Annotated in this window: 17 protein-coding genes and 1 pseudogene; 13 read left to right on the top strand and 5 right to left on the bottom strand. The window is 68.1% G+C overall.

Translation table 11 applies throughout. The annotated features are described in order from the left end of the window. Positions 1 to 410: 410 nt before the first annotated feature. From infA to truA, 8 genes are all read left to right on the top strand, one after another. Positions 411 to 632 (top strand): translation initiation factor IF-1, encoded by a 222-nt coding sequence (gene infA, locus ACT89H_RS18975; protein ID WP_003418601.1) that lies wholly within the window; start codon positions 411 to 413, stop codon positions 630 to 632. A gap of 151 nt (positions 633 to 783) precedes the next feature. Further along, positions 784 to 897, top strand: a complete 114-nt coding sequence (gene rpmJ, locus ACT89H_RS18970; protein ID WP_011207363.1) for a 50S ribosomal protein L36 — start codon at positions 784 to 786, stop codon at positions 895 to 897. A 246-nt stretch (positions 898 to 1,143) separates the two neighbouring features. Further along, positions 1,144 to 1,515, top strand: coding sequence for a 30S ribosomal protein S13 (rpsM, locus tag ACT89H_RS18965; protein WP_039795645.1), 372 nt, complete (start codon positions 1,144 to 1,146; stop codon positions 1,513 to 1,515). Between the two features lie 9 nt (positions 1,516 to 1,524). Beyond that, positions 1,525 to 1,938: a 30S ribosomal protein S11 gene (rpsK, locus tag ACT89H_RS18960; RefSeq protein WP_039795647.1), complete on the top strand. Its 414-nt coding sequence runs from the start codon at positions 1,525 to 1,527 to the stop codon at positions 1,936 to 1,938. 20 nt (positions 1,939 to 1,958) lie between these two features. Then, positions 1,959 to 2,564, top strand: a complete 606-nt coding sequence (gene rpsD / locus ACT89H_RS18955; protein ID WP_356964759.1) for a 30S ribosomal protein S4 — start codon at positions 1,959 to 1,961, stop codon at positions 2,562 to 2,564. A gap of 139 nt (positions 2,565 to 2,703) precedes the next feature. After that, the gene (locus tag ACT89H_RS18950; protein ID WP_039796155.1) at positions 2,704 to 3,762 is read left to right on the top strand and encodes a DNA-directed RNA polymerase subunit alpha; all 1,059 of its coding nucleotides are present in this window, start codon (positions 2,704 to 2,706) and stop codon (positions 3,760 to 3,762) included. A 186-nt stretch (positions 3,763 to 3,948) separates the two neighbouring features. Next, positions 3,949 to 4,500 carry a 50S ribosomal protein L17 gene (gene rplQ / locus ACT89H_RS18945; RefSeq protein ID WP_445109947.1) on the top strand — a complete coding sequence of 184 codons (552 nt, stop codon included), beginning with the start codon at positions 3,949 to 3,951 and terminating at the stop codon, positions 4,498 to 4,500. A 106-nt stretch (positions 4,501 to 4,606) separates the two neighbouring features. Beyond that, on the top strand, positions 4,607 to 5,473 hold the full coding sequence (gene truA / locus ACT89H_RS18940) for a tRNA pseudouridine(38-40) synthase TruA (protein ID WP_445110065.1): 867 nt from the start codon (positions 4,607 to 4,609) through the stop codon (positions 5,471 to 5,473). 121 nt (positions 5,474 to 5,594) lie between these two features. Here truA and ACT89H_RS18935 read toward each other — a convergent pair. Further along, positions 5,595 to 6,035: pseudogene (locus tag ACT89H_RS18935) on the bottom strand (Hsp20/alpha crystallin family protein); the annotation flags it as partial. 163 nt (positions 6,036 to 6,198) lie between these two features. Here ACT89H_RS18935 and ACT89H_RS18930 point away from each other — a divergent pair. Next, complete coding sequence (locus ACT89H_RS18930) at positions 6,199 to 7,032, top strand: LLM class F420-dependent oxidoreductase (RefSeq protein ID WP_445109946.1); 834 nt, start codon at positions 6,199 to 6,201, stop codon at positions 7,030 to 7,032. A gap of 91 nt (positions 7,033 to 7,123) precedes the next feature. On the opposite strand, the gene ACT89H_RS18925 is transcribed toward ACT89H_RS18930, so the two are convergent. Then, entirely contained in the window at positions 7,124 to 7,447 is a 324-nt protein-coding gene (locus tag ACT89H_RS18925) for a metal-sensitive transcriptional regulator (protein ID WP_445109945.1), read from the bottom strand. Positions 7,448 to 7,656: 209 nt separating this feature from the next. Between ACT89H_RS18925 and ACT89H_RS18920 the strand changes: the two genes are divergently transcribed. The 3 genes from ACT89H_RS18920 to ACT89H_RS18910 all read left to right on the top strand — a co-directional run bounded on the left by ACT89H_RS18920 (position 7,657) and on the right by ACT89H_RS18910 (position 10,221). Continuing rightward, positions 7,657 to 8,466 carry an S-methyl-5'-thioadenosine phosphorylase gene (locus tag ACT89H_RS18920; protein WP_445109944.1) on the top strand — a complete coding sequence of 270 codons (810 nt, stop codon included), beginning with the start codon at positions 7,657 to 7,659 and terminating at the stop codon, positions 8,464 to 8,466. 5 nt (positions 8,467 to 8,471) lie between these two features. Beyond that, positions 8,472 to 9,461: an NAD-dependent epimerase/dehydratase family protein gene (locus tag ACT89H_RS18915; RefSeq protein ID WP_445109943.1), complete on the top strand. Its 990-nt coding sequence runs from the start codon at positions 8,472 to 8,474 to the stop codon at positions 9,459 to 9,461. A gap of 199 nt (positions 9,462 to 9,660) precedes the next feature. Continuing rightward, positions 9,661 to 10,221 carry an NADPH-dependent FMN reductase gene (locus ACT89H_RS18910; RefSeq protein WP_445109942.1) on the top strand — a complete coding sequence of 187 codons (561 nt, stop codon included), beginning with the start codon at positions 9,661 to 9,663 and terminating at the stop codon, positions 10,219 to 10,221. 80 nt (positions 10,222 to 10,301) lie between these two features. Here ACT89H_RS18910 and eccE read toward each other — a convergent pair whose 3' ends face one another. Further along, positions 10,302 to 11,945: a type VII secretion protein EccE gene (gene eccE / locus ACT89H_RS18905; RefSeq protein WP_445109941.1), complete on the bottom strand. Its 1,644-nt coding sequence runs from the start codon at positions 11,943 to 11,945 to the stop codon at positions 10,302 to 10,304. A 112-nt stretch (positions 11,946 to 12,057) separates the two neighbouring features. Between eccE and eccB the strand changes: the two genes are divergently transcribed. Then, positions 12,058 to 13,551, top strand: coding sequence for a type VII secretion protein EccB (gene eccB, locus ACT89H_RS18900; RefSeq protein ID WP_445109940.1), 1,494 nt, complete (start codon positions 12,058 to 12,060; stop codon positions 13,549 to 13,551). A 92-nt stretch (positions 13,552 to 13,643) separates the two neighbouring features. On the opposite strand, the gene mycP is transcribed toward eccB, so the two are convergent. Both mycP and eccD read right to left on the bottom strand, forming a co-directional pair. Then, positions 13,644 to 15,113 carry a type VII secretion-associated serine protease mycosin gene (mycP, locus tag ACT89H_RS18895; protein ID WP_445109939.1) on the bottom strand — a complete coding sequence of 490 codons (1,470 nt, stop codon included), beginning with the start codon at positions 15,111 to 15,113 and terminating at the stop codon, positions 13,644 to 13,646. Positions 15,114 to 15,123: 10 nt separating this feature from the next. Further along, the gene (gene eccD / locus ACT89H_RS18890) at positions 15,124 to 16,590 is read right to left on the bottom strand and encodes a type VII secretion integral membrane protein EccD (protein WP_445109938.1); all 1,467 of its coding nucleotides are present in this window, start codon (positions 16,588 to 16,590) and stop codon (positions 15,124 to 15,126) included. Between the last annotated feature and the right edge of the window lie 4 nt (positions 16,591 to 16,594).

The following is a 16,594-nucleotide window of genomic DNA, read 5'->3' as shown; positions in this document are numbered from 1 at the left end:
GCTGCGCCGGTGACTCGCTCGCTACGCTTACTCACGGCCTCGCCTCCCTGCCGCTCGCTTCGGCCGCGACGAGAGCGCCTCCGCCGGTGACTCGCACGCTGCGCCGGCTCACGCGTCCCCCTCGATCTCGACCCGGATACCTGGACAGCGGCCAGTTTACGCGACCAGCCGGTGCCGTCGCGGCGCAGCGTCCGCGGCCCACCACGGGTGGGAAGGCAGCGGCGAAACGCCTGGCGACACGGGTATACCGGGAGGAATTTTTGCCCGATCCGGAACGGATCGGTAAGCTGGAGCGGCGGTGCACCTATGCGCCGCCTGTTTGTGTGCGAGCGGTCCGCTCCGGCGACCGATCCATTCGAGCAGAACCAGGCAAACAAACCAGGTTGAGTGTAACCAGGATCGCGGAGGACATGGCGAAGAAAGACGGGGCCATCGAGGTCGAGGGTCGAGTTGTCGAGCCGCTGCCCAATGCGATGTTCCGGATCGAGCTGGAGAACGGACACAAGGTTCTCGCGCACATCAGCGGGAAGATGCGGCAGCACTACATTCGCATCCTCCCCGAGGACCGTGTGGTCGTCGAGCTCTCGCCCTACGACCTGTCGCGCGGCCGGATCGTTTACCGCTACAAGTGATCGTGCCCGTCGCGATCGAGGTCGAGTGCGGGCCGGCAGTCCCGGCGTGAGCCGGGGCCGAGTCGAAAGACTCATACCAGAGCTTCCCCAGTCGCCGACTGGGGAAAAACTGTGTTCACACCTGATGTGAACCACAACAGATTGGACGGACGTGAAGGTTCAGCCGAGCGTCAAGAAGATCTGCGAGAAGTGCAAGGTGATCCGCCGTCACGGCCGGGTCATGGTGATCTGCGACAACCTGCGCCACAAGCAGCGCCAGGGCTGAGCGGAGGCGAGGGCGACCTCGCCCACGCGCCCGAGGCTCGCCGACGGCGCCGCTCGACGCGACACCAGCCAAGCACCGAACCGCAGTTCGGATTGGCAAGAAGAACTCCCAGCACCAGCCGCACGCTGCGGAAATCAGGGTTCGCCCTGGGCGTGCGCGCCTACCACCGGTTCGGAGGCCGGTGCCCCACCAAGACGAGGGGACGGACAGGGAGCAGACCTCCGCGACGATTAAGGAAACTGCCAGATGGCACGTCTCATGGGCGTCGATCTCCCGCGCGAGAAGCGCATGGAGATCGCACTGACCTACATTTTCGGCATTGGCCGTACCCGCTCCAAGGAGATCCTCGAGGCCACCGGCGTCAGCCCGGACCTGCGTTCGAAGGATCTCAGCGACGACGATCTGACGAAGCTGCGTGACTACATCGAGGCTTCGGAGTTCAAGGTCGAGGGTGACCTGCGCCGCGAGGTGCAGGCCGATATTCGCCGCAAGATCGAGATCGGCTGCTACCAGGGTCTGCGCCACCGTCGTGGCCTGCCCGTGCGTGGCCAGCGCACCAAGACCAACGCGCGCACCCGCAAGGGCCCGAAGCGCACCGTCGCCGGCAAGAAGAAGTAGGGATAACCGATGCCTCCGAAGAGTCGGGCCGCGGGCCCGAAGAAGACCCAGAAGTCGCGCCGCAGGGACAAGAAGAACGTCCCGCACGGTAACGCGCACATCAAGAGCACGTTCAACAACACGATCGTGTCGATCACCGACCCCAACGGCAACGTCATCTCCTGGGCGTCGTCGGGTCACGTCGGCTTCAAGGGTTCGCGCAAGTCGACCCCGTTCGCCGCGCAGCTCGCCGCCGAGAACGCCGCCCGCAAGGCGCAGGAACACGGTGTCAAGAAGGTCGACGTGTTCGTGAAGGGCCCCGGTTCGGGCCGCGAAACCGCGATCCGCTCGCTGCAGGCCGCAGGCCTCGAGGTGGGCACGATCTCCGATGTCACCCCGCAGCCGCACAACGGCTGCCGTCCGCCCAAGCGGCGTCGCGTCTAGCGGGAAAGGAATAGCGAACAATGGCTCGTTACACAGGCCCCATCACCCGCAAGTCGCGTCGTCTGCGCGTCGACCTCGTCGGCGGCGACCAGGCGTTCGAGCGTCGCCCCTACCCGCCCGGCCAGCACGGCCGCGCGCGGATCAAGGAGAGCGAGTACCTGCTCCAGCTGCAGGAGAAGCAGAAGGCCCGCTTCTCCTACGGCGTCATGGAGAAGCAGTTCCGCCGGTACTACGAGGAGGCCAACCGCCTCAAGGGCAAGACCGGTGACAACCTGCTGCGTCTGCTCGAGACCCGCCTGGACAACGTGGTGTACCGCGCCGGTCTGGCCCGTACCCGCAGGCAGGCTCGCCAGCTGGTCTCGCACGGCCACTTCCTGGTGAACAACAAGAAGGTCGACGTTCCCAGCTTCCAGGTCACCCAGTACGACATCATCGATGTCAAGGAGAAGTCGCTGGGCACGCTGCCGTTCCAGGTCGCGCGTGAGACCCTCGGCGACCGTCCGGTTCCGGGCTGGCTGCAGGTGCTCCCCGGCCGGCTGCGGATCCTGGTCCACCAGTTGCCCGAGCGCGCCCAGATCGATGTGCCGCTGCAGGAACAGCTGATCGTCGAGTACTACTCGAAGTAGGCACTCGGCGAGCCGTCCTGGCATACCTCGGACGGCGAGCGCGCGTGCTGCTGGTGCCCGGCCGCTCCCGATGGGCGGTCAGGCACAACCCCTGAGACGAGGCGTCAAATAGCGGGCGCCCAAAAGGAGGATGATCCACATGCTGATTTCACAGCGTCCGACGCTGACCGAAGAGGTCGTCGCCGAGAACCGCTCGAAGTTCACCATCGAACCGCTCGAGCCGGGCTTCGGTTACACCCTCGGCAACTCGCTGCGGCGTACCCTGCTGTCCTCGATTCCGGGGGCGGCGGTCACGAGCATCCGCATCGACGGCGTCCTGCACGAGTTCACCACCGTTCCGGGCGTGAAGGAGGATGTCACCGACATCATCCTGAACCTCAAGGGCCTGGTCGTGTCCTCCGAGGAGGACGAGCCGGTCACGATGTACGTGCGCAAGCAGGGCCCGGGCACCGTCACCGCCGGTGACATCGTCCCGCCCAGCGGCGTCGTGGTGCACAACCCCGACATGCACATCGCGACCCTGAACGACAAGGGCAAGCTGGAGATCGAGCTCGTCGTCGAGCGCGGTCGCGGCTACGTCCCCGCCGTGCAGAACAAGGCCTCCGGCGCGGAAATCGGCCGGATTCCGGTGGATTCGATCTACTCGCCGGTGCTGAAGGTGACCTACAAGGTCGAGGCGACCCGCGTCGAGCAGCGCACCGACTTCGACCGGCTCATCCTGGACGTGGAGACCAAGAACTCCATCAGCGCGCGGGACGCGCTCGCTTCGGCGGGCAAGACCCTGGTCGAGCTCTTCGGCCTGGCCCGTGAGCTGAACGTCGAAGCCGAGGGCATCGAGATCGGCCCCTCGCCGGCCGAGGCGGACCACATCGCCTCGTTCGGCCTGCCGATCGAGGACCTGGACCTCACCGTCCGGTCCTACAACTGCCTCAAGCGCGAGGGTGTGCACACCGTGGGCGAGCTGGTCGCCCGCACCGAGTCGGATCTGCTGGATATTCGCAACTTCGGCCAGAAGTCCATCGACGAGGTCAAGGTCAAGCTGCACGCGCTGGGCCTCTCGCTGAAGGACAGCCCCGCGTCGTTCGATCCGTCCAGTGTGGTCGGCTACGACGCGAGCACCGGCACGTGGAGCGACAGCGGCACGTTCAGCGACACCGACGGCGGCGAGCAGGACTACGCCGAGACCGAACAGCTCTAGGACCTGCGGGGGCCTGCGCCCCCGCACACCCCCGGAAAGACTCCTCAGGTGGCCGTGCCACCTGGAGGACTTTGTGGGGGAGGGGGCCTCCTACCCGCGGCGTGAGCGACGCGCCCGGAGGCGGTAGCAGAGCGTAACCACGCAGGGCGCCGGGAGCGCCGCAAAAAGACACAGGAGAACACCACAATGCCCAAGCCCAAGAAGGGTGCCCGCTTCGGCGGGTCGGCGTCGCACCAGAAGGCGATCTTCGCCAATCTGGCCACGGCGCTCTTCGAGCACGGCCGGATCACCACCACCGAGGCCAAGGCCAAGGCCGTGCGTCCCTACGCGGAGAAGCTGATCACCAAGGCGAAGGCCGGCACCCTGGCCGACCGTCGCGAGGTGCTGAAGGTGATCCGCAACAAGGATGTCGTGCACGAGCTCTTCGCTCAGATCGGCCCGTCGTTCGAGGGGCGCGAGGGTGGCTACACCCGCATCATCAAGACGCTGCCGCGCAAGGGTGACAACGCGCCGATGGCGATCATCGAGCTGGTCCGGGAGAAGACCGTGACCAACGAGGCCGATCGCGCTCGTCGCGTGGCCGCGTCGAAGAAGGCGGAGGAGGCTCCGGCCGCCGAGGTCGTCGAGGTTCAGGCCGACGAGGCCGCCGAGGTTCAGGCCGACGAGGCTGTCGCCGAGACCACCGACGCCGAGGCTCCGGCTGCCGCCGAGGCCGCCGAGGACAAGAAGGACGCCTGACGCTGAGCGTCGGAGTTCGCGAACGAGCCCGCCACCCACCCTGGGTCGGCGGGCTCGTTCGTTTCGATCAGAGGATCATGTGACCGTGGAGGAATCGGTGGGATCGATGCCGGATCGGCCGGGCGAGGACGCGCCGGGGACCGAAGCGCCACGCGCACGGGTCCGGTTGGACATCGCTTACGACGGCACGGACTTCATCGGCTGGGCGCGTCAGCCCGGCTTGCGCACCGTGCAGGGGGTGCTGGAGGACGCGCTGAGCACGGTGTTCCGCGAGCCGATCCAGCTGACCGTGGCGGGTCGTACGGACGCGGGCGTGCACGCCGAGGGGCAGGTCGCGCATTTCGACACGGTCGGCGAACTGGACGCGGAAAAACTCGTGCATCGGATGGCGCGCTTCCTGCCGAAGGACGTGCGGATCAAGCACGCGCGCCCCGCCGCGCCCGAGTTCGACGCCCGGTTCTCCGCCGTCCGCCGCCATTACGCCTATCGCTTGACCACCGCGCCGTACGGGGCGGAGCCGCTACTCGCCCGCAGCGTGGTCGCCTGCCGATCCGGCGTCGATGTCGACGCCATGCGGGCCGCGTCGCGAAAGTTGCTGGGCCTGCACAACTTCGCCGCCTTTTGCCGCCGCAGAGAGGGTGCGACGACGGTGCGGGAATTGCAGCGCTTCGACTGGGTGCGCGACGGTGACCTGCTGATCGCCTACGTCAGCGCCGACGCGTTCTGCTGGTCGATGGTCCGCAGCCTGGTCGGTGCGGTGCTCGCCGTCGGCGAAGGGCGGCGCACGCCGGATTGGGTCGCCGATCTGTTGCGGGAGACCGAGCGCTCCAGTTCGGTCACCGTCGCTCCCGCGCACGGGCTGAGCCTGATCGGCGTCGACTATCCGGCTGACGAGGAACTCGCGGCACGCAACGCGCAGACGCGTGAGATGCGGTCGGTTCCGGTGCCGGGTGGGGGTTGCTGCGGTGGGTGAGAACTACCCGCACCCGGAGCGCGGGTGCGGGTAGCGGATGCGGTCACTTCGATGACTGCGGGTATTGCTGCTGAGACTGCCGAGACTGTTCCTGCTGCGTCGGCGACATCGTTTCGGACCGGCTCGACTGCGCTTCGATGGTCCTCGGTTCCTGGGACGCCCCGGTGATCTCGATGCGGCGTGGCTTCGCGCGTTCCGCGATGGGAATCGTCACCGACAGCACGCCGTTGTTGTAGGTCGCGCTGATGTTCTCGACGTCGACGTTGTCGCCGAGGGACATCTGGCGCATGAAGGTGCCCGCGAAGCGTTCCGAGGCGATCCATTGGACGCCTTCTTCGCTCGGCACAGTGCGTTGCGCTCGTAGGGTGAGCGTGCCGTTGTCGACGCTGACATCGATCGAGCCGGGGTCGACGCCGGGCAGATCCGCGTTCAGGACGTAGTGATCTCCCGCCTTGAACAGATCCATCGGCATGAATCGTGGTGCGCGACCGGTCCCGGCTCTCTCACCGAGCAGTTGACGGGCGACGGTGTCGATGTCATGGAATGGATCGAATCGAAGCACAGCAATCACCTCCATTTCCTAGTGGTGACACCCACCACGGCGGCGGGCGCCGATAGCTGTGCAATAGCCACACTAGCCCTCGGTAATCGGAAGGGCATCGGTCCGGCAAGCAGGTGACGCCGAAGCCGGAATAGCCGCCTCGGGGTGAGCGTTGGGTCGGGACATGGCATTCGACAGTCTCGGGCGGTTCGGAGTGTGGCGGGCGTACAACGGGTTCAGCCAGGAAGACGCACGGGAATTGGAGCGGCTCGGATACGGCGCGCTCTGGTTGGGGGCTTCGCCCCCGGCGGACCTGACGGCGGTCGAGCCGCTGCTGGAGGCGACCGAAACGATCACCGTCGCCACCAGCATCGTGAACATCTGGGCGGCGCCCGCGAAGGAGACGGCCGACTCGTTCCATCGGATCGAGGCCCGCTTCCCGGGCCGGTTCCTGCTCGGTATCGGTGCTGGTCATCCGGAGCGCACCGGTGAGTACCGCAAGCCGTACGACGCTCTGGTCGAGTATCTCGATGAGCTCGACGCCGCGGGCGTGCCCGCCGAACGTCGCGCGTTGGCCGCGCTCGGCCCGCGCGTGCTGAAGCTGGCCGCCGAGCGGTCGCTGGGCGCGCTGCCCTATTTCGTGCCCGCGGCGCACACCGCGAAGGCGCGTGCGATCGTCGGCCCGGACGCGCTGCTGGCGACCGAGCACAAGGTGGTGCTGACCGACGACGCCCGCGCGGCACACGCCGTCGCCGACCAAACTGTCGGGTTCTATGTCGGCCTGACCAACTACGCGTCGAACCTGCGCCGATTCGGTTTCACCGACGCCGACCTCACCGGGCCGCCGAGCGAGGCGCTGTTCGATGCCGTCATCGCGCACGGCACGCCGGAGCGGATCGCCGCCCAGCTGTCGCAACACGCCGCCGCGGGCGCCGACCACGTCGCGGTGCAGATCCTCGGCGACAACTACCTCCCGGCGCTGCGCACCCTGGCTCCGCTGCTCACCGCGCGATCCTGACTGCCGGTGTCTTCTCCGGCCCGGCCCGCGCTGAGGACGGGTTGCACCCGGGCGCTGCGGCGGTCGATCGCCGCCGGCCCGGATAGCTCCGTCAGGACCGGACCAAGCGGGCGATGGCGTCGGTGGCTTCCTTGATCTTGGCTTCGGCCTCCGGGCCGCCCGCGACGGCCGCGTCCACGACGCAGTGGCTGATGTGGTCCTCCAGCAGGCCCATCGCGACCGCTTGCAGGGCTTTGGTCATAGCGGCGACCTGGGTGAGGATGTCGATGCAGTACTTCTCCTCCTCGACCATCCGCTGCAGACCGCGCGCTTGGCCCTCGATACGCCGCAGCCGCTTGAGGTAGTCGTCCTTGGCGGTGATGTAGCCGTGCGCGGCGTGGTCGGCCGCCGTGTGGTCGTGGGGGGAAGCTGCCACCGATGTCTCCTCGCTGCCTGCCGGTCGCCGGAACCGGATCAATACCCCCCTAGGGTACAGTTCAGGGGGCGTCTTGTCAGGTCGGGAGCATCCGGCGCGGCAGGCTCCCGATGGTCGGAACGGTCCATGTCCAGCCGTGAACCGCGACGGAAGCAGGGTAACGCGGATCCGGGCGCGCGACGGCGGCCGTGGGACGCGACAATTGGGGTATGAGTTCGCACCCCCGTCCCGCGCTCGCCGTCATCGGCGGCAGCGGCTTCTACGATTTCTTCGACAACGAGGCGACCATCGTCGAGGTCGACACCCCCTACGGCGCGCCGAGCGCGGGCATCGCCGTCGGAGAGGTGGAGGGGCGGCCGGTGGCGTTCCTGCCGCGTCACGGCAAGAGCCATGAGTTCGCCCCGCACACGCTGCCCTACCGGGCCAACCTGTGGGCCCTGCGCTCGCTGGGTGTGCGCCGGATCTTCGCGCCCTGTGCGGTCGGCAGTCTGCGGGCGGACTGGGGTCCGGGCACGGTCGCGGTGCCGGATCAGCTGGTCGACCGGACCTCCGGCCGCCCGCAGACCTACTTCGACGGCGGCGGCATCCACGTGTCCTTCGCCGACCCGTACTGCGAGGAACTGCGCGCCGCCGCCATCAAGGCCGAATCCGACGACCTGCACATGATGCACGCGGCCACGATGGTCGTGGTCGAGGGACCGCGTTTCTCCACCCGCGCCGAGAGCCGGTGGTTCGCCGCGCAGGGCTGGGAGCTGGTGAACATGACCGGCCACCCGGAGGCGGTGCTCGCCCGCGAACTCGAGATGTGCTACGCCGCCGTCGCGCTCGTCACCGATCTGGACGCCGGTCTGGAAGAGGGCGAGGGCGTGCGCGCCGTCGACGTCTTCGCCGAGTTCAAGCGGAACCTCGTGCCGTTCAAGGAGCTCATCCGCCGCGCGGTGGCCGCGGTAGACAGCACCGAGACCTGCGACAAGTGCCGGGTCCACGCGGAAGTATCGCTGCCGTTCGAGCTGCCCTGAGTCCGATGCGGGTGCTGGTTACCGGGGCGGCCGGATTCCTCGGCGGACATCTGCGCAGCGCGCTGCTCGCCGCGGGACACCACGTGACCGGGGTGGATGTGCTGCTCGGCCACGGGCCGGACGCGCGACCACCGGAAGGGGTCGATCGGACGGATGTGCGCGACGCCGAAGCGCTCGCGCCCCTCCTGGACGGGGTGGATGTGGTCTGCCACTTCGCGGGTGTCACCGCGGGCGCGCACGCCGCCGACTTCGCCTCGCACAACGACCTCGGGACCGCCGTGCTGCTCGGGGCCATGGAGCGGGCGCGGGTCGGCCGCTTGGTGCTCGCCTCGTCCGTCGCGGTCTACGGCGAAGGTCGTTATCGCGGCGCGCAGAGCGGCCCGTTCTTTCCCAACCTGCGTCGCAGGGCCGACCTCGACCGGGGGATGTTCGACCATCGCGCTCCGCGCACCGGCGAGATCTTGACCTGGGAGCCGGTCGGCGAGGACGCGCCGCTGCGTCCGCGCGGTCCCTATGCGGCGAGCAAAGTCGCGCAAGAGAATTACGCGCTGGCCTGGGGATTGGCGACCGGCGGCGCGGTCACCGCCCTGCGGATGCCCAACGTGTACGGCGCCGGAGCACGAGCCGGACTGGTGGGGCGGTTTCGCGCCGAGCTGGCACAGGGCCGAGCGCCGCAGGTGTTCGAAGACGGCGGGCAGATCCGGGATTTCGTGCACGTGCGCGACGCGGTCGCGGCCACCGTCACGGCGGTCGATCGTGCGCTGCCCGGCTTCGTCGCGCTGAACATCGGGTCGGGCCGGCCGGTCACGGTGTGGGAGGTGGCCGCGATCATGTCGCGCGCCCGCGGCGGCCCCGCGCCGGTGGTGACCGGCCGATACCGTATCGGTGACGTCCGGCATTTCGTCGCGGACCCGGAAAAGGCGAGGCGGGTGCTGGATTTCACCGCTTCGGTAGCGCCCGCGCAGGGCCTGGCCGAGTTCGCGGTCACCGACTGATCACCCGGATCGCCGGAACGCGCCGGTACGCGGTGGCGGGTAGGTCCCGCAGGCGTACCTCCGCCTTCGCTCCGGCCATGCGCGGGGCTGAGGACGGACTACGTCCGACCGCATCCATTCGGCGTACCTCCGCCTTCGCTCCGGCCATGCGCGGGACTGAGGACGGACTACGTCCGACCGCATCCACTATGCTCGCGCGGTGGATACCCCGTTGCGGCTCGAGGTCATCGTGGCCAGTGTGCGTCCGGAGCGGTTCGCGCCGGTGGTCGCGGACTGGTTCTTGCGTACCGTGCGCGATCGTCCCGAATTCGATACCGGTGTCATCGATCTCGCGCACACGTCGTTGCCGGTCGAGCTCACCGAAAACGAGGAGACCGCGGCCTATCGCGCGCGGCTGCGGGACGCCGACGCGTTCGTCGTCGTCACCTCGGAGTACAACCACGGTTATCCGGCGTCGCTGAAAACGGCGTTCGACACCGCGAAGCACGAGTGGCGCGCGAAACCCATCGCGTTCGTCTCCTACGGCGGCCTTTCCGGCGGCTTGCGTGCGGTGGAGCAGTTGCGCCAGGTGGTCGCCGAGATCCATATGGTGTCGGTCCGCGAGACGGTCAGCTTTCATCAGGCCAAGAAACGGTTCGACGAGGCGGGCGACACCCGCGACGGCGCCGCCATCGACGCGGCGGACCGCATGCTGCGTCAATTGGCCTGGTGGGCACGCACTTTGCGAGCCGCGAGGACAACCGACCCATACCCCGGTTAGCAGGCGCCTGCGCGCGGCCACCGTCATCGGCCCGGCTGCCCGGTTCGGAAACCGCGAATCCATCTCGCCGATCTCTCGTACTACTGCGGCTGCATCGCCCGACGGCCGCGCGGCTGGCCGATGTAGGTGGCCTCGCTGGGAATCGATACCAGCGTCAGGTCGACCTGCGCCGTGCCGGTGCGCAGCACCACGTGGTTGCCGATCGCGCCGGGCTGGTGGATGGCCAGATCGGGACGGCTGGCGGGCCAGCCCGTCGGATCGCCCGTGACGTAGATGGTGGTGACGCCCGCGTGCGGCGCAGGCGCCAGCACCCCGTCCACCACCGTGGCGGTGAATCCCGCGTCGGACTGGTGGGTTTCGACCGCGATGGTCAGGCGCTCCGGATTGCCGATGGTGGTGACCAGGTTCTCCCAGGCCCGTGCCCGGTCGGTGCGGATGAGAATCCGCTCGCCGACCGCAAGCGCCCGGAAAACCAGCTGCTGCGCCAGGTACAGCTCACCCGCGACATACACCGTGGAGATGCCCGCGCCGACGATGCGGACCGCCACGCCGTTGCCTTCGTCGTCCGACCCGATCAGCTGACCGCAGCCGGAGGAGGGCAGGTGCAGATCATCGACGATGTCGATCAGGTGCTCGATCATCGGGACGGTGTCGTCCACGCCGGGAACCGCGAGGGGCAGATGAGCCAGCAGCCCGTCGCGGTGGCGTCCGTTCATCGAGATCATGCCCGGCAGCTGGGCGCGTTCCGGTAGCTCCCGTGCGGTCAGCCGCCAGGCGGCGCCGATACTCACCGAGGCGGCGGAGCTGCCGGGGCGCAGCCGCACCGTCACCGTCGTGCCGCGCGACGGCGCCACCCAGAGCTGGGCGAGCAGGTCGGATTCGAGTCGCTTGGGGTCGAGGGCGCTGCCGATGTTGACGCTGTTGCCGATTTCGGCGTAGCGCCAGCGGTGTTCCAGCGTGCGCGGGTCGTAGCCGTTGGTGATCTGCTGGACCGCCTTGCGGATCTCCGGCGCGGTGAGGATGCGCGCGTTGCAATCGGCATCCTCGAGCGTGCGCATGATGCGCTGGGTGGCGATGGTGACCGCGCGCGAGGCGCCTTCCGCCCCGCCACCGCGCCGGTCCGCGGCCTCCGGGCAGGCCACCGCGTCGAAGCCGATCGCCAGCCACACGGTGCGGTGCGCGGTGGCGGGCAGCGGTCCGAGCAGCGATTCGTAGATCTTGCCCGCGGGTGTGCCGGAACGGCTGCGGTGCCCGTGGCTGATGATGTCGATGCCGCTGAGCAGGATGTCGTGCTGGTTCAAGCATTTCGCCAGCTCCGCCAGCGGAAGCAGGTGCGAGGCGTGCACCGTGGTGCGGGCGATCCTGGTCAGCCCGCCGGGCGGGGGCAGCACCTCCACCACCGTCACCACGCGGCTGCCGTCCCAGTACAGGCCGAGCGAGCGACCGTCGGCGCCGCGGAAGTCGACGGTGTCGCCGAGGTCGTAGTCACGCCGCGTGAGATAGCGCCACCAAGTGCCGATCCAGTCCAGCAAGGTGCGCCGGGCGACCGAAATCAGCGGAATCAGCGCGACGACCACCGCGACGCCGAGCGCGGGAAGCCCCGGCAGGCCGGCGAACAGCGCGACGACTCCGGCGATCAGCCCGATGATCTGGGCGATCAGCAGGTTCCGCATCGAGACGCGCCCGAAAAGCGGGCGTGGTCCCGCACCGGCCGGTTCCGCCATCGTCGTCCCCCAAGTACCCGATATCGGCCGGATCGCCGCGGCCGAGCTGAACAACAGTACCCGGGAACTGTACTGTGTTCGGCGAACGTGAGCACTGTTCGGGGGAGGAATAATGCCTTCAAAACCCACTACTCGCTGGCAGGTCAGCGGTTACCGCTTTCTGGTCCGGCGGATGGAGCACGCCTTGGTGCGCCGGGACGTGCGAATGCTGCACGACCCCATGCGTTCGCAGTCCCGCGCCTACGCGGCCGGTCTGATCCTGGCGTGTGTCGCACTGGCCGGTTGCGGTGTACTCGCGTTGCTGCGTCCGCAGGACAAGATCGGTGACGCCAAGATCCTGATCGGCAAGGACTCCGGCGCGGTCTACGTGCGAATCGACGACGTGGTGTACCCGGCCCTCAACCTGGCCTCGGCCCGCCTGGCGGTGGGCGAGGCCGCCAAGCCCGCCACCGTGAAGGAGTCCGAGCTCGGGAAGAAGCCGCGCGGCCCCTTGATCGGCATCCCGGGCGCGCCCGGCTCGCTGCCCTTCGACAAGGAGGGCAAGGGGCGCGCATGGACGGTGTGTGATTCGTTGAAGACCGACGGCACCGACGACCGCACCACCTCCGTGTTGATCGGCGACCTCGACCTCGGTGACAAGGCGTCGGCCATGGGACCGGACAAGGCGATGCTGGTGAAGAGTAAGGAAGCGACCTATCTGATCTGGAACAAGACGCGCGCTCGCGTGGATGTGAACGACCCGGCCGTCGCCGGTCCGCTCGGGATTCGGGGCGTGACACCGCGCCCGATCAGTGAGGGCCTGCTGAACGCCATCCCCGAGGTGAACGCGATTGTGCCACCGACGATTGCCGATCCGGGTGGACAGCCGTCCGGCTATTCGATCAACGGCCTGAAGATCGGGACGGTCGTGCAGGTCTCCGGCAAGGCGAACCAAAATTTCGTCATTCTGCACAACGGTCTGCAACCCATCAGCCCGTTCACCGCCGACGTGATACGGGCTTCGCAGCGCAATCCGGATCACGGCACCACCATCGGCGATTACGAGCAGCAGCACGCGCCGGTGTCGAACGTGCTGAAGGTCGACACGTATCCCGAGGTTGCTCCGACGGTCATCCAACCCAAGGCGCGGCCGGTCAGTTGCCTGTCGTGGAAGCCGATACCGGGCGTCGAGGGTAACGCCGACGTCGCGCTACGCGCGGAGCTGACCGTCATCGACGGCAGCGATCTACCGATGGCAGGCAGCGCCAAGCTCGTTCCGCTTGCGCAGGCGGACGGGAAGGGCGACAACGTCGACTCTGTGTACTTCAAACCGGGCTCCGGCGCGTTCGTGCAGAGCACCGGCATCGAACCGGACAGCCGTCGCAAGGACAGCATGTTCTACATCGCCGATACCGGCGTCCGCTACGGCATAAAGGATGCCGACGCGGTCAAAGCGCTCGGCCTGAGTACGGAGTCCGGAGTGCGGCAACCGGAACCGGCTCCATGGCCCATCGTCGGTCTACTCGCCTCCGGCCCAACCCTCGGTCGCCAGGACGCGATGGTGGCCCACGACGGCGTCGCGCCGGACGCGAGTCCGGCCAAAGCGCTGGTCAAGAACCAAAACTGAGCTATCTATCAAATGCCCCGGGACTCGGCCATCGGCCGAGTCCCGGGGTGTCGTTCACTGACTGCGTCGGTGTTCGGTTTCCAGTGTCTTCACTACGCGTCGTCGCTGGTGACGCCGAATCTGCGTCGGATGGGGAAAGACCCCAGCATTCCCAAGACCAGTAATGATGCGATAGCGCCACTTCCGATGAGTGCGACGTTGCGTGCGCGATTGTTCGGCGGCGGTGGCGCAGACGGCATCGGAAGCTGGACGCTTGTGGCTGCCGATGGTCGCTTCGGCGGCAATGCACCGAATACCTCGGCGGTCAGCGCCTGTACCGGATCCACAGCGCCGTAGCCGATGTAGGGATTCCATCCCTCCGCGGGGGCATGGGCGGTGGCCTCGATGCGCTTGATGACCTCCAGCGCGCTCAGCTGCGGGAAACGAGCTCGCACCAGGGCGGCTACTCCGGAGACCAACGGGGTGGCGAAGCTGGTGCCCTGAATCGGGCCGAGTTGTCCGGACTGCTGTACGCTGCCGAGCTGGACCGCGGTTCCCTTGCTGTTCGGATCATTGAAAAGTGGATCGAGGGAAGTGATGTTCTCGCCTGGCGCTGCCACGCCCAGCCATGGCCCGGGCACGGTGAACGTCGACGGCTGCCCGTTCTCGTTGATAGAACCGACCGCGAGCACATAGTCGTCATAGCGGGCCGGCGACACGTTCAGGTCCACCTTGCTCCACGGGTCCCCGGTGGGGTCCACCGGATCGATGACCGCGTTGCTGCCCTTGCAGCTGTCAGCGCTGCTGTTGCCGGCTGCTACCACCACGACCACGTCTTTCTCGATCGCGGCATACCGAACCGCGGCACCCAGATCGGCGTCTTCGAAAGGCTCCGAAGTAGACCTGCACGCGACTTCGGAAATATTGATGACGGTAGCTCCCATATCCGCCGCGCGACGGATCGCCGATGCCATGGTGCGAGTGGTGCCGTATCCCTGGGGCAACGCATCGGGCCCCTTGTCGCGATTCGCTCCCTCTTTCTGGTACAACCTGCTGGTCTGACGGATGGTGAGGATGCGCGCATCTGGCGCGACCCCGGAGAAGCCCTGGCCGTCGACCTTGGTGGCCGCTATCAGCCCGGCGACCAATGTCCCGTGCGCGTCGCAATCCTCGGTGCCGTCCGTATTACTCACATAGTCACCGCCCGCGATCAGGCCGGGCAGGCGAGGATGACGTGCGACACCGGTGTCGATGACCGCGACGAGCTGGCCGGCGCCGGTGGAGAATTGCCAGGCGTGCTCCAGGTTGAGGGAGCGTTGTGCCACCGGCGTCGAGGGCCCGTTGCCGCCGGATCCGGTGCTGACGCACGGTGTGTTGGTCGCCCGCTCGGTCTTGTCGGGCGGAGCGGCCGGCTCCCCTGGCGGTGGTGGCGTGTTCGGGCTCACGGTGGGTTTCTCCGCCAGCGCTCGTGGGATTCCAGCGGTCGCGCCGAAACCGACGGATACGCTCAGCGCCAGCACGCATGCTGCCGTCCCGATCCGAGTCGCGCGAAAATATCTGTCGCTCAACCGTTTCGAACCCATCGCCGCGAACTCACAGCCCGCGGACGAGGGAGTAGAGGTCCGCCACCCAGAAGACCAGCGGCAGCACCGCGGCGACGAACGTGTACTCGAGCAGTTCGACGCCGCGCCGCATCGGCGGGGTGGCCGACTGGTTCGGGATGATGATGCCGAGGATCAGCGCCGCGACCAAGACCATCATCGCCGCGCCGAAGACGGCCAGCGGCTGGTGCATCGCGAAACCCGCGCCCACCAGCATGATCAGCACGATGGCAGCGCCACCGGCAATGAGCACGACGGCTTGTTCCGCGCCCGCGTACGTGCGGCTGCGGAACATCAGTACCACCGCGCAGACCAGGGCGAGTGCGATGCCCGGCCAGTTCGGGTCGTCGGCGGCCGGGTCGGTCGCGCCGAGCGCGCCGATGACGGTGACCAGCGTGGTCGCGGCGACCAGGCCCGCGAGGTACATGCGGGCGCGTTCCGACTTGACCCGCAGCACCTCCATGGTCGGCAGCGCCCGGTGATCGTCCGGGTCGTCCTCGGTCGGATCGATGGGGGTGCCCGGCGAAGGCACCGGCGGCAGCGGCAGTTTCGCCAGCAGCATGGACACGCGCGGCGCCAGGGACAGGCCGCCGAGGCCGAGCGCCGCCGCGCCCGCTCCGATCGCCCGCTGCGGCTGATCGGTGAGCAGGCCCACCAGCGCCGCGGGTACCGCGTAGGCGGCGAGCGCGGCGGCGCCGATGAACAACGCGAGCCCGACGCCGGTGACCCGCCATGCCAGGATCGCCGTCGCCCCGGCCAGGACCGATCCGAGCAAGATATGCGCCCAGCCGTAACCGTCCGGCACGAAGAGCATGCCCGCGCTGAACGCCGCGGGCAGCGCGCAGCCGCCCAGTACCAGCGCGGTGCCATTGTCGCCGTACATCCTGCTCAGCACCATCGCGGTCACGACGAGCAGGATCGCGACCACCAGCGCGATCGAACCGCCGACCCCGATCGGCAGCGAGCCGGGGGACAGCAACAGCCCGAGGCAGCCGACGATCATGGTGAGCGCCGCGAGCACCGAGCCGGTGATCCGCGCGACCCGCGGGGTCCAGCTGCGGTAATGGTCGGCGTCGGCGATCGCGACGTTGTACATGATGTCGTCGAACAGCGGTGTCGGCGCGGTGTGCGAAGCGCTTTCCAGCATCAGCAGTTCGCCGTCGCGCACGCCGTGCTCGCCGAGACTGAGCGAGTTGGACAACGGCGGATGGCCGATCCGGGCGAGCACCCAATCCGCGGGCTCGTAACGCTCGCCCTCGTTGTCGAAGTCGTTGGTGCGGCTGTGCTGGGCGACCATGTCGACCACGCTCGGAATCACCAGCGCGACCGGCACGTCGACCGGGATGGCCATGTCGACCTGAGTGTGCTTGGCCAGAATCGTCACCCGCGCGAGGTCGGGGGCGCGGACGATGCCGCGCGAGGATTCTTCGTCGATGTGGTCAAGTCGCGCGTGCGTCAAGCTT

This window comes from Nocardia aegles, from assembly GCF_052545135.1.
The sequence above is the reverse complement of the archived record's forward strand: the minus strand, read 5'-3'. Positions and strand labels throughout refer to the sequence as shown.

Coding starts and splice junctions, on each gene's coding strand:
- infA (WP_003418601.1), top strand. CDS start 411: ATGGCGAAGAAAGACGGGGCCATCGAGGTCGAGGGTCGAGTTGTCGAG.
- rpsM (WP_039795645.1), top strand. CDS start 1,144: ATGGCACGTCTCATGGGCGTCGATCTCCCGCGCGAGAAGCGCATGGAG.
- rpsK (WP_039795647.1), top strand. CDS start 1,525: ATGCCTCCGAAGAGTCGGGCCGCGGGCCCGAAGAAGACCCAGAAGTCG.
- rpsD (WP_356964759.1), top strand. CDS start 1,959: ATGGCTCGTTACACAGGCCCCATCACCCGCAAGTCGCGTCGTCTGCGC.
- ACT89H_RS18950 (WP_039796155.1), top strand. CDS start 2,704: ATGCTGATTTCACAGCGTCCGACGCTGACCGAAGAGGTCGTCGCCGAG.
- rplQ (WP_445109947.1), top strand. CDS start 3,949: ATGCCCAAGCCCAAGAAGGGTGCCCGCTTCGGCGGGTCGGCGTCGCAC.
- truA (WP_445110065.1), top strand. CDS start 4,607: ATGCCGGATCGGCCGGGCGAGGACGCGCCGGGGACCGAAGCGCCACGC.
- ACT89H_RS18930 (WP_445109946.1), top strand. CDS start 6,199: ATGGCATTCGACAGTCTCGGGCGGTTCGGAGTGTGGCGGGCGTACAAC.
- ACT89H_RS18920 (WP_445109944.1), top strand. CDS start 7,657: ATGAGTTCGCACCCCCGTCCCGCGCTCGCCGTCATCGGCGGCAGCGGC.
- ACT89H_RS18915 (WP_445109943.1), top strand. CDS start 8,472: ATGCGGGTGCTGGTTACCGGGGCGGCCGGATTCCTCGGCGGACATCTG.
- eccE (WP_445109941.1), bottom strand. CDS start 11,945: ATGGCGGAACCGGCCGGTGCGGGACCACGCCCGCTTTTCGGGCGCGTC.
- eccB (WP_445109940.1), top strand. CDS start 12,058: ATGCCTTCAAAACCCACTACTCGCTGGCAGGTCAGCGGTTACCGCTTT.
- mycP (WP_445109939.1), bottom strand. CDS start 15,113: ATGGGTTCGAAACGGTTGAGCGACAGATATTTTCGCGCGACTCGGATC.